This window comes from Coleofasciculus sp. G1-WW12-02 (assembly GCF_040219735.1).
Classification (GTDB): Bacteria; Cyanobacteriota; Cyanobacteriia; order Cyanobacteriales; family Coleofasciculaceae; genus Coleofasciculus.
Map to the genome: position 1 here is coordinate 1 of NZ_JAVJRX010000037.1, position 12046 is coordinate 12046.

The following is a 12046-nucleotide window of genomic DNA, read 5'->3' on the forward strand; positions in this document are numbered from 1 at the left end:
AATGAAGTTAAAAACATCTCCAAGTCGGTGAAACCGATGGGGTTAAGTTCATCGGCGGGAGTTGGCAAGCCTTTGCAATAAGTTATCGTCGTCATAGCTATTCGTTACCCGATTTCTTACCAATTAAGTCAACAATATCGATAAGACGATGACCACCAGCGATCCGAGAAGATTGTATTTTACCATTGAGTTCCCATCGGTGCAAAGTGCAAGACCGTCACACAAAGTCGAGTAGCTGCTTCTTTCTTGGGGGGTTAAACTAGACATTGCCTGACTATATCATAGAAAATGTCTAGTTATGTCACTAATTGTCTAGATATTTACGGACTGTTAGTTAACCCTACTGATGGCGTCTAGTGCTAGTTTTGCCATGTATGCCTGGAGGTGTTGGTGTCCTAACTTATGCGAATGGTGAGGTTTATAGGGGAAATTGGAGCGAGCGCCGTCGGTAAGCGATGCGTCATCTAGCCTGTGTGGTGAATAAGAGCGGATAAAGTTCAGTTCAAGTTAAATCCCGGACTTGTTGAAGAATTGGTTATCATGCCAAATCCACTTTGATCACCCCCTGCTAAGCTATTCGGCATTTAAACCTTAATATCAACAACTGCAAAATCGTTGTAATGTGAGCCAGCAAGCTCGCTACCCATTCCCAATTTAAATGCGTGACAGCTTATCAATATGGGGCAACATCCGGGAGAATTAGTATTAGAAAATTATGAGTAATCGCGAGAAACTACGCCAACTTCTACTCCAACTTGACGACAAGAGCTACAAAGCCTACAAGGATATCAAAGGACGCTATCACTTTTCTGATTTCACCTTAATTATCGATCGCGTCCAAGGTGATCCCTTTGCCAGTCCTAGTCATGTCCGAGTGCAACTGTCTCAAGCTGTAGCGGAGTTTCCCAGAACCCTTTACCAAAGTCGTAGTCGAGAAATCGCCTTACGGGATTACCTGACACGCCAGTTTGATTTAGTGGCGCGAGAGTTTAGTTCCCACCGGGGAACGGGGAATAGTGGGAGGATTACGATTATGTCTGTGGGACAATCGGTAATCGAGCGAACGGCTGTATTTGTCAACGATGAACTCATAGAAGTTCGCTTCGTCGTCGGATTACCTGCACGGGGAAGGCGCATCTCTGGGCGTCAGGCGGCGGAAATGTTGTGTGATGATATTCCTGAGATTGTTGATCAAGCGCTTAAGTACGAGTCTCTGGATGCAATAGAGATTAAACAGCACGTTGAAACCGTTGAAGATGCAGACGGGCTGCGTCAACAGTTAACCGAACGGAATTTAGTCGCATTTATTGCTGATGATGCGATTCTACCCCGACGCAGTGGTGTGGATGATCGCCCGTTAGATGAAAATGCTTTACCTTTCCAATCCCCAGAGACATTACGGGAAACCTTTAATTGTCCGAATCGAGGTGAGGTAACGGGGATGGGGATTCCCGCCGGCGTTACCTTAATCGTCGGGGGTGGCTATCATGGCAAATCTACCGTCTTGCGATCGCTAGAGGTTGGGGTCTATAATCACATTCCTGGGGATGGACGGGAATTTGTGGTGACTCAAGCCTCAGCGGTGAAGATTCGGGCAGAAGATGGTCGTAGTATTGCCAGTGTAGATATTTCGCCGTTTATTAACCAATTACCCCAAGGTCGGTCTACTCGTCAATTTTCCACCGCCAATGCGAGTGGGAGTACCTCCCAGGCGGCGAATATTATTGAAGCGTTGGAAGCCAATACCCAGTTATTACTGGTGGATGAGGATACGGCGGCGACAAACTTTATGATTCGCGATCATCGGATGCAGCAGTTGATTGCCAAAGATAAGGAACCGATTACGCCGTTTATCGATAAGATACGCCAACTCTACACCGATTATGGGGTATCCACCATTTTAGTCATGGGCGGTAGTGGTGATTACTTTGATGTCGCCGATACCGTCATCGCCATGGATAACTTCCAGCCCTACGATGTTACCGAAAAAGCCCGCGCGATCGCTCAGCAGTATCAGACGGAACGGATTCCCGAAGGCGGAAAGGAGTTTGGCGATATTGCGCCGCGTATTCCGTTACCCGAAAGCATTGACCCCAGTCGCGGTTCACGAGACGTTAAACTGAAAGTGCGAGATGTGGATGAAGTTGTATTTGGCAAAGAGGAAATCAATTTAGCCGCCGTTGAACAGATTGTCGAAAAAGGGCAATTACGAGCAATTGCTGAGGCGATTGTTTATGCCAAGCGACACTATATTAATGGGCGCAATACAGTTACCGAAGTACTAAATCGGATGATGGCAGATATTGAGTCTCATGGATTAGATTTGCTGGGGAATTTACCCGAAGGAGACTTAGTTTTATTCCGGCGATTTGAGTTAGCAGCAGCGTTAAATCGACTGCGGACTTTGCAAATACGGGAGCATCCTTAACATCCTCTCCCACTCGTCTGAGTCGGGGCGGGCGCGAGTTACATCGGGTTGCCACCGAAAAGATAGTGGTGAAAGTGATCCCCTACACAATTAACACTCACGTTGCGCCACATAAATACTGTGAAAAGTCAGCTTGAGGCTCTGCCTCCCATACTAGCGGCGCAAAGCACTCTTTTCAATCATTTATTTCCCAGATAAATACTGGAAACAATCTCGAATCCGTTCTAAAAAAGTTTTTAATCGTTGTTTATGGGGAAAAGGTAAAACGTTTAGCAACTCATCGGCTTCTTCTAAAATTTGTTCTTGGGCTTCAGGTAAAAGATTTATCCCATTCGATTGGGATAAATTCCGTCCTTTACTCAGAGACTCTAAACCCTTGTGTAGCAAAGCATTAAACATTCATACTGCTATGGCTAAGAAAGCTATACTTGTGCGGTATAATCATCCCAGTCGTCAACTTGCTCCTAATTCTGTCAAACTATGGCTAGCTTAAAAATTGTTAACAATTTTGATGGCAGCTTTGTCCTCGAACCAGACGCCCAGAACCATCTATTTAACTTGTTGAACGGTGAAGCCTTCCGCCAGCAAGTCGCGGGACAACTGCACTGTCAAGATTTGGAATTCACCGAGTTACTGTTTCAACCTGTCCCCTACAGCGAAGGGACTCCCAAAGGTATGCCACGGGAGTTTGAACAGTATCACGAATCTGACGATTATGCAATTATAAATGTCCCTCCCAATTTCATGTTCAAAGCCAAAATCTTTAACCCCAGCCGCCTCTGCGCGATTTATCGAAAAATAGCCTAATTATTGCTGATGAGTTCTGAAACGCCAATTCCTGCTCTCTCTGACTTAGAATATATCCCCTATCTGGACGAGGGGGGTAATCTCCCGGAATCTTTATCCGGAAAAATCGGCGTCTATGCCATTTTTGACCAGGAGAAAACCCTGCAACTGGTCAACTATTCTCGCGATATTTATGTCAGCTTAAAACAACATTTAGTCCGTAAACATCAATTCTGCTATTGGTTGAAAGTGGAAACCATTGAGCGCCCCAATCGCACTCGCTTGGAAACAATCCGCAAGGCTTGGATTGAAGAAAATGGGGAAATCCCGCCAGGAAATGGTGGAGATGAAGCCATTTGGAATCATCCTATTGATGCTAAAAAGACGATGACGGATGAGGATAAATTAACCTATAACAAGAGTGAAGAATTAGGGCAAATTAAGCTATTAAAGAAAATAGCACGGCGAGTCGAAGCGGAAATCTTAGAACAATTAAAGGCTCGTGGTGTGCAAGATGAGATTCGTTTCAACCCCAAATTAAAAGAGCAGGGATTACTGGATTTAAAATAAAAGTCATTAAGGAAGGCAGAAATGAACTTGTTTGTTTTGCGGTCACAACTTATATTCATAATTCATAAACAGCTTGACTAAATCGCTCATGATGCCAACGCTGCTCAATAATCGCTATCGCATCCTCCAGACGTTGGGGGCAGGTGGGTTTGGGAATACCTTTCTCGCTGAAGATACTTACATGCCTTCGGGACGTAAGTGTGTGATTAAGCAGCTTAAATTCATGACTCATGATCCCCAGAGCTATCAGCAAGCACAAGAGCGATTTCAGCGGGAAGCAGCGGTTTTAGAAGAGTTAGGTGAAAATAACTCTCAAATTCCCCGATTATTTGCTTATTTTTCCGAATCTGGACAATTTTACTTAGTTCAGGAATGGATTGAAGGGGATACCCTGACTCAAATTGTAGAACGGGAAGGTCAGCTCAATGATAGTCAAGTCAAGGCAATTTTGTTGAGTCTGTTGCCTGTACTGGATTATGTCCACAGTTGCCACATCGTTCACCGTGATATTAAACCGGATAATGTCATTGTGCGACAGCGAGACGGATTACCTGTCCTGATTGACTTTGGTGCTGTTAAAGAAGCGATTAAAACCGTTGTTCATTCTCAAGCCAACGCCACCCCATCGATAGTCATTGGCACACCTGGGTTTATGGCAGCCGAACAAGCGGCAGGACGCCCTCGCTATGCTAGTGATCTGTATAGTTTGGGATTAATTGCGGTATTTTTGCTAACGGGCAAATTACCGCAAACCTTAGAAACTGATACCCGCACCGGCGAAATTTTATGGCGTCGGGATGCACCAAATTGTCACTCCCATTTAGCCACCGTGATTGATCGGGCGATTCGCTTCCATCCGCGCGATCGCTTTGCGGATGCGAAGGAAATGCTGGAAGCCTTGAGTGCCCATCCGACAACGATCGCGACAGCCACGTTATCCCTTTCTAGCAGACATATACCCCCTGCAAGTAAATCGGCGGTTCCGCCAACCGTTCCCATCCGCAGAAAACCCCTGTCAACAGACGAGGGACACCCCTCTCGGCGCTTCGGCGGTTTAATCGCTGGCGGCTTACTCCTGAGTGCTATGGCTATTGGTTGGGGTTTAAATCGTATTCTAGAACCCTCAAGTCGCGTACAGCCACCCCCAGAGTCCGTATCCGCCTCTTCTGGAAGTACCCCTTTGCCCTCAACTACAGCGACAACCACACCTTTACCTCTGCCAACTCCTTCCCCAAAACTGGTGAGTCCCGAATCGCCCACACCCCTGTCCCCACCTGATCCCACATTCCGTATCCAAGAATCTCCAGAATTCCTGCCTTCTCCCGATCTCCCCACGCCGTTTGCCTCTGAACCCTTAGTCTTACCCTTCCCCTCTCCTTCTGTGTCTCCTGTTGCTTCCCCAACCCCCATACCGACACCCTCACCGACACCCTCACCTGCGCCCGAAAACCACACCCCTAAACCACCTCTATCGGACAAAATTCCCGGATTTACCCCAGGAACGCCTCGAAAAGTGGTGGAAGCCGCCTTAGGCAAGCCAACCCAGCTTTCCAAAGGTTTGTGGTACAATACCCAGGCATTGACTTATGAAGACTTTATTGGCGATCGCGTCAGTCTCGGTTATCTGTTTGACCGCGATACTAAACGTTTGCGCCAAACTGAGGCGGCATTTGCCCAATCTGTGGGATTAGAAACCATGGCAGACACCTTAGATAAAATGCTCAGTCGCAATCTCTCACCAGAGATTCGCCAAGGACTAACCCAGGTTTATCAGCGTCAATCCAATCGCTATCGTTTTACCAGCAGCAGCAACGGTTCTCCCTTGAAAGGGTTGATTGAACGCAATGAGCGCGATCGCATTTATATTGGAGTGTGGGAAGCCGATTTGCATTAAGTAAGGGTTTGGTTACCAAACCCCTACTCTCGACGGGTTGACTCAATCAGCCAGTAATTTGCTCCAACTTTGGGGACCGATTATGCCATCAGCCGTGATCCCTTGTTGCCGTTGGAATCGGGCAACGGCGGCGGCTGTCCCCGGACCATATATTCCATCGGGTGTCGTCCCGATACGACGTTGCAGATATTTGACGACAGAACCTGTGGCATGGTTTTCTCGCAGGACTGGCATGGCTAAGATTTGAGTAATGATCTGCCAGGTTTTAGCATCGGCAGTACCTGTGGGTGTAACACCAACGATCGCCTGAAAGGTTTTAAGTGCTGCTGTAGTATCCGCTTCGTTGGAACCATCTTCTTTTAATGGTGTACCTTTGGGACTTCTGATTTTGAGTCGATTTAAGGCTTTTTGAAGGTCAACAATTGGATTTTGGGAAAGGGGAATCGTCGGTGATGCGGTTTGTCCAGTTAATCCTTTGACAATTGCATTTGCCACGGCTTCGGCATCGTAGCGATCCATGTCCTCTTGATTATCGCAGAAACAGCATTCAACTAGAATCGCTGGCATTGCGGTATTCCGGAGAACGTACAAATGGGAACCATCTTTAATCCCGCGATTGAAGTACCCTAGCTCAACAATATTATCTAAGATCGGCTTAGCCATGTCCTTCCCCGTATTGCTCACGGCAAAGACTTCTGCGCCTTTAGCTTTGCCGTTAAAGGCATTAAAATGAATGGATACAAATCGATCGACACGATTGGTATTCGCCGTATTACACCGTTGTTGTAAAGAGTTGCTCACACTCGAAGCGCGACTAGGTGTACAGTCTACCACTTGATGATTCAGGGATTTGAGCTTCGAGATCACTCTCGTCCCTACCGCCTTGGTCATATCATCTTCTTTGCCGATATTGCTAGCACCAGTATCTGGAGGGCAATTATGTCCGATATCAATTCCGTATTTCATCCTAATCTTTGACTCCCATTGGTGATGAGATGTTAATTCACAGCAACTATGATGATGACCGATGACTGAACCGATGTACTAGGGGTTGACATCCCCACCACCCTTTTGTTCCTTTTGTGAAATCGGCAATAGCGGTTCAGAATGTCTTTCTCCATCTCCCCAATCCCGATAACCTGCTCCGGAGAAAATTCTACAGACGTACTATTTAGCGAGAAATTTGGAGAATTCTAGGATAGCAAGATTATGGATGAGTTTATGGCAGCCGCGATCGCCCAAGCCCAACAGGGACTTCGGGAAGGAGGAATTCCCATTGGTTCTGTCTTAGTCAAAGACGGTCAGATTATTGGTCGGGGATATAATAAGCGCGTTCAGGATGATGATCCTGTTACCCACGCCGAAATTGATTGCCTGCGCCATGCTGGCAGAATCGGTAAGTATAACGACACAATCCTTTACTCCACATTAATGCCGTGCTACCTCTGCGCCGGGGCTGTGGTGCAATTTGGCATTAAAAAAGTTATTGCTGGGGAGTCTAAAACCTTTGCCGGTGCCAGAGAATTTATGGAATCCCATGGCGTGGAGGTTGTTGATTGGAATCTAGAGGAATGCCAACAGATGATGAGCGACTTTATTCAAAAGAACCCAACGCTCTGGAATGAAGATATTGGCGTTTAACCTCATCCCACGCTTACCCTAGCCAGAATGCGATGTTCCTGGGTTCACAGGAGCACAGGAGTAGAGGGTTAAGGGTGTAAGTAAATGACATAAACGAATGAAAAATAACTGGTTAATGAAAATTCACCAGAACTTCACTTGGTTTTTCTGTGACTTTATCTGGACTTGATGGACGATTCGCTAATCTGGTAAATAAGCTAAGGCAATCGATTCACACCCAAGCAATCTCTCCTGCCAACTGGCTTAATCAGCATCGGCAATTTGCAATTTGGTGAAATTTGAGAAAGACGCCTTGTGTAATACGACTGATACTGGAAATTATCACTAGGAATTATCAATCATGACTGGCTCTCCTTTACGAAAATTTCTCTTTACGCCGATAATACTTTCGACAGCCGTGTTCTCAGTTTTGACCTTACCCCTAGCGTTCTTCGGAGATAAAGAGGTCACGATCCAATTTCAGGGAGAGCCTGTACATCATGGACAACTCCGGGATATTGCTACTCCTTACCTAGGATTGGCAAGTGTTTTGGGTGTAGGTACGGGAATTGCTACGGTAGCCGTAACTGGCTGGCTTCAGTCTTCTCGAAAGTCGGCTCACGCCGAAGAACAGCTTTCGGATTTAGAGCGAAATCTTAAAGAAAAAGAACAACTTTTAGAAGATCTGAAACTTTCTAAATCTCGACTCGCAGCGGCTGGACTCAATAACTTTTTAGAGCAAGAACTCGAACAGGAATTAACCCAGCCTTCTGATCACGAAGTTCAACACCTGGTTGAAGAAACCGTTAAACCGGAACCGGAAATAGTTCAGCTTTGTGATCACGAAGTTCAACACCTGGTTGAAGAAACCGTTAAACCGGAACTGGAAATAGTTCAGCTTTGTGATCACGAAGTTCAACACCTGGTTGAGGAAACTGTTAAACCGGAACCCGCACCAACACATGCTGTGGTGAAATCCCAAAAACTCCAGATGAGTAACCCTTTCATCATCACCACACAACCCTTCTACACCCAACCCGCTACCACTCATCCAGTTAGCTCTCAAACAGCATCGGCGAAATTTGCCTCAGCTCAAAGCTTCTTAGGTTATCAGACAAAAACATCTGTCCCATCGGCAAATGTTACCCAACCTACCGAGTCTGAGGTTGAGCAACTTCAGGTTCAACTGCAGAACATAATGTCTCAGATGATTGTCATGCAAGCCGAACTACAGGCAGTTCAAAAAACGGCTCAGTCTCAGGGACATGCAACCCAGCCACGCCATTCAACATCACTCAAGGTGGTTCAGTCTTGGTCTGAACACCCTCATGCAGTAATTAAATAGTCAATACCCCCCCTTTTTTTGGGTATACGTCAAAACTCAAAACTCAATCTATTCCGATTTCGCTGAGTTCGATGATCCCACCTCAGCGGTTTCTTCACTACTCGGTAACTCGAGGCAGTATCCCGCACCGTATACTGTTTTAATATATTTGGGATGACGGGGATCAGGTTCGAGTTTGGTTCTCAGGTGACGAACATGGACGCGAATGGTTTCAATATCGTCATCTGGATCATATCCCCAGACTTCTTTGAGAATTTCACTGGGAGAAACCGTTTGACCATGACGCTGCAACAAGCAGTGTAGCAGTTCAAATTCCAGGTGGGTTAATTTCACCGTCTGATTAAACCAAATCGTCTCAAAGCGTTCTGGAATCAGGGTCAAAGGACCATAGTTAAGGATTTCTGTATGCTTGGCGGCTTGGGGGATGCGATCAGTGCGTCGCAGTAAGGCGCGTACCCGTGCTAGCATTTCTTCGAGTTCAAAGGGTTTGGTTAGATAATCGTCCGCACCGGCATTGAAGCCTTCCACCTTATCCTGAGTTTGACCCAACGCCGTCAACATCAACACGGGAATATCCGTGGTGCGTTCATCTCGGCGCAACCGTTGGCAAACGGTAAAGCCATCGACTCGAGGGAGCATCAGGTCTAGTATAATCAGGTCTGGCTGGAGTTGCAGCGCTAGCGCCTGACCTTTGATCCCATCTGGCGCTTGGTGAACTTCGTAACCTGCCATTTCTAGGTTAATGGAGACAAGTTCTGAGATTGCAAGGTCGTCATCGATTAAAAGTATTCGAGGCATCACTAAGGGGTTACTAATAGGACTTGTTAAGCTTGGATAAGAACTGTCACAGGAAACTAAGAATACTGTACCGATTATAAGCGCTGATTCTAAACTATTTCTGAAGAAAATAGAGATTTACTGAATGTTTGGGGGAAATCAGGTATAATAGCAGGTTGGCTTTGCCAAGCTTGAAAGAGGGGGACAGGGGGAGCAATAGTCCAAAGGTGATGCCAGAAGCGTCTGAAAACATTTGACGGGTGGGTACAGCCTGACTTATCTCTTTTTGTCGTCTTCGTCAGATGACTCCTGATACGATTGATTTTTCAACTCCTCAAGTTGACGCTGAGTTTGGTCTTTCCCCTGCTTTGCCTCTTTGTAATCGGGTTTATAGGTCAAAGCGTTTTCATAAGACGTCAAGGCTTCACTGTATCGCTTCAGGTTAACCAGGGCATTGGCGCGACTATTCCAGGCTTGGTAATGGCTGCGCTTATGGGCAACAGCTTGGTTGTATGCTGCGATCGCGTCTTGGTATTGTTGTAATGTATAGAAGACATTACCCCGGTTATACCAAGCTTGATCAGAATTGGGTTTGACTTTAATCACCCTCTCGTAAGCCGTTAAAGCTTCCTGATAACGCTCCAATTTATGCAAAGCCCAAGCCCGACCATACAACGCTTCATAGTTATTAGACTGAAGTTTCACCGCTTGGTCAAAGGCGGCTAAAGCCTCTTGATACTGGTTTAAATTATTTAAAATACTGCCCTGACTGTACCATGCTCGGTAAAAATCCGGCTGGAACTGAACCGCTTTCTGGTAGGAGTCCACGGCTTCGCGGTATTTGTTTAAATTGACAAAAGCATTACCCCGTTGATACCAGAATTCGGCAGAATCGGGCTTATGTTCCACCGCTTTGTCATAAGATTTAATCGCCTCTTCGTACTGTTGTAAATTATGAAATGCCCAGCCTCGCCGATACCAAGCTGAGGCATAATTGGGTTGAATCTCTAAGGCTTTATCGTAAGATGCGATCGCAGCCGAATAGCGCTGTAACTTCATCTGCACAATCCCGCGACGTTCCCAGGTTTCCACATCCTCTGGTTGCAGTTTCGTCACCTGATCAAACGCACTAATCGCTTCTTCATAACGCTGCAATGCAACTAACGCCTCTCCTCGTCCTTTCCAAGCCTCTGGATACTCGCGCTGAATTTGAATGGCTTTATCATAAGCATCCAACGCCGCCTCAGGTTTACCCAATGCCAAAAGCGCCTCTCCTTGACCTAGCCATGCTTCACCATAGTCTGGTTGCAGTTCAACCGCACGATTATAGGCGCTGAGGGCGTCTTCATACCGCCTCAACTCCAGCAGCGTTTCGCCTCGGTTATAGGATTGGGTGGCATTGGTAGAATTAATCCAGTTGATCATCGCTACTGTCGCCCCTCCCCCACCAGCAATTACCGCCAGGGCAATTAATAGGACAACGACAATCGGTTTCTTCCCTTTAGAGGATTGATTAACAGGCGGTGAGGATGGGGAATTGGTGCCTAAAGCCACCGTCGCCCTCGTGGGTTGAGTTAGATCCTCTAACGCCTGCAGAGCCGCCTCCGCTGAGGGATAGCGTTCGCGAAAATCGTAGCGGATCATTTGATCCAGGACTTTAGCCAACTCTGGGCTAACTGAGGTGCGATCGCGCCAGCAAATTTCCCCACTGTCTGGATCAATTGGGAGTTCCTGAGGTACTGCACCCGTTAAAGCCTGAATCCCCACAATCCCTACCGCATAGATATCACTACTCAAACGGGGATTCCCATTCGCTTGTTCACTGGGTCGATATCCCGGCGTACCAATCGCTACTGTAAAGATAGAGGATTGTCCCTGCACTATCTGAGTGCTAACTTGTTTAACCGCGCCAAAATCAATTAAAACTAACTTGCCATCGGATTTACGCCGGATCAGGTTGTGGGGATTAATATCTCGGTGAATGACATGATGCTGATGGACATAAGCTAATATAGTCAGGATTTCCTGCAACAGCTCAATAACCTGCACTTGTGACAACGACGTTCCCGGCGTCAATTCCTGACTCAGATCATCCCCTTCAATCAGTTCCTGCACCAAATAGAACTCTTGACTCTCTTCAAAATAGGCAAATAGCTGGGGAATTTGGTTGTGATGTCCCAACTGATGCAGGATTTTGGCTTCCGTTTCAAACAAACGCCGCGCCGTCTGTAAGGTAAACGGGTCAGTCGCTTGGGGTTTGAGTTGCTTCACCACACAATTGCGATCGCTGGGTAAGTGTTGATCGTGGGCGACAAACGTTGCGCCAAACCCACCTTGTCCCAGTTGTCGAATGATATTATAGCGTCCACCGATTGTTTGTCCGAGAGCCAAGTTCATCTGGTTTCACCAAGCTAATCCCAGCATTGCTGTGCAGTAATGATTTGACATCCTCCCCACCCTCCTGAGCCGGCGAAGGATCTGCTGAGGGTGGGGATTCCCATCATCACTGACGGGGTTTCCTGGCTCTACGAGTAACCTTACTTTTTGGAGTTTCCCCCTCCAAGCAGTGGGTCATCTCATCCCCAGGCGTTACTTTCCGAGCGCCCCTCGGTAGTTGAGCTAAGCC

10 protein-coding genes and 1 pseudogene are annotated in these 12046 nt (G+C 46.8%); 6 read left to right on the forward strand and 5 right to left on the reverse strand.

Translation table 11 applies throughout. The annotated features are described in order from the left end of the window. Positions 1-100: 100 nt before the first annotated feature. Positions 101-267 (reverse strand): annotated as a pseudogene (locus RID09_RS06570) (IS607 family transposase); the annotation flags it as partial. Positions 268-715: 448 nt separating this feature from the next. Here RID09_RS06570 and RID09_RS06575 point away from each other — a divergent pair. Next, entirely contained in the window at positions 716-2428 is a 1713-nt protein-coding gene (locus RID09_RS06575) for an ABC-ATPase domain-containing protein (RefSeq protein ID WP_446335146.1), read from the forward strand. Positions 2429-2611: 183 nt separating this feature from the next. Here RID09_RS06575 and RID09_RS06580 read toward each other — a convergent pair whose 3' ends face one another. Next, a complete protein-coding gene (locus tag RID09_RS06580; RefSeq protein ID WP_446335147.1) occupies positions 2612-2827 on the reverse strand; it encodes a hypothetical protein in 216 nt (71 codons plus the stop codon). Positions 2828-2908: 81 nt separating this feature from the next. Between RID09_RS06580 and RID09_RS06585 the strand changes: the two genes are divergently transcribed. The 3 genes from RID09_RS06585 (at position 2909) to RID09_RS06595 (ending at position 5678) form a co-directional block, all read left to right on the forward strand. Further along, positions 2909-3235, forward strand: a complete 327-nt coding sequence (locus RID09_RS06585) for a hypothetical protein (protein WP_446335148.1) — start codon at positions 2909-2911, stop codon at positions 3233-3235. A 9-nt stretch (positions 3236-3244) separates the two neighbouring features. After that, positions 3245-3784 carry a GIY-YIG nuclease family protein gene (locus RID09_RS06590; RefSeq protein ID WP_446335149.1) on the forward strand — a complete coding sequence of 180 codons (540 nt, stop codon included), beginning with the start codon at positions 3245-3247 and terminating at the stop codon, positions 3782-3784. An 88-nt stretch (positions 3785-3872) separates the two neighbouring features. Beyond that, positions 3873-5678 carry a protein kinase domain-containing protein gene (locus RID09_RS06595; RefSeq protein ID WP_446335150.1) on the forward strand — a complete coding sequence of 602 codons (1806 nt, stop codon included), beginning with the start codon at positions 3873-3875 and terminating at the stop codon, positions 5676-5678. Positions 5679-5720: 42 nt separating this feature from the next. Here RID09_RS06595 and RID09_RS06600 read toward each other — a convergent pair whose 3' ends face one another. Beyond that, on the reverse strand, positions 5721-6644 hold the full coding sequence (locus tag RID09_RS06600; protein ID WP_446335151.1) for an N-acetylmuramoyl-L-alanine amidase: 924 nt from the start codon (positions 6642-6644) through the stop codon (positions 5721-5723). A gap of 243 nt (positions 6645-6887) precedes the next feature. Here RID09_RS06600 and RID09_RS06605 point away from each other — a divergent pair, with 243 nt between their 5' ends. Continuing rightward, entirely contained in the window at positions 6888-7319 is a 432-nt protein-coding gene (locus RID09_RS06605) for a nucleoside deaminase (RefSeq protein ID WP_446335152.1), read from the forward strand. A 340-nt stretch (positions 7320-7659) separates the two neighbouring features. Next, positions 7660-8643, forward strand: coding sequence for a hypothetical protein (locus tag RID09_RS06610; RefSeq protein ID WP_446335153.1), 984 nt, complete (start codon positions 7660-7662; stop codon positions 8641-8643). 48 nt (positions 8644-8691) lie between these two features. Here RID09_RS06610 and RID09_RS06615 read toward each other — a convergent pair whose 3' ends face one another. Both RID09_RS06615 and RID09_RS06620 read right to left on the reverse strand, forming a co-directional pair. Continuing rightward, complete coding sequence (locus RID09_RS06615; protein WP_446335154.1) at positions 8692-9441, reverse strand: response regulator transcription factor; 750 nt, start codon at positions 9439-9441, stop codon at positions 8692-8694. 255 nt (positions 9442-9696) lie between these two features. After that, on the reverse strand, positions 9697-11817 hold the full coding sequence (locus RID09_RS06620; protein WP_446335155.1) for a tetratricopeptide repeat protein: 2121 nt from the start codon (positions 11815-11817) through the stop codon (positions 9697-9699). Positions 11818-12046 lie beyond the last annotated feature (229 nt).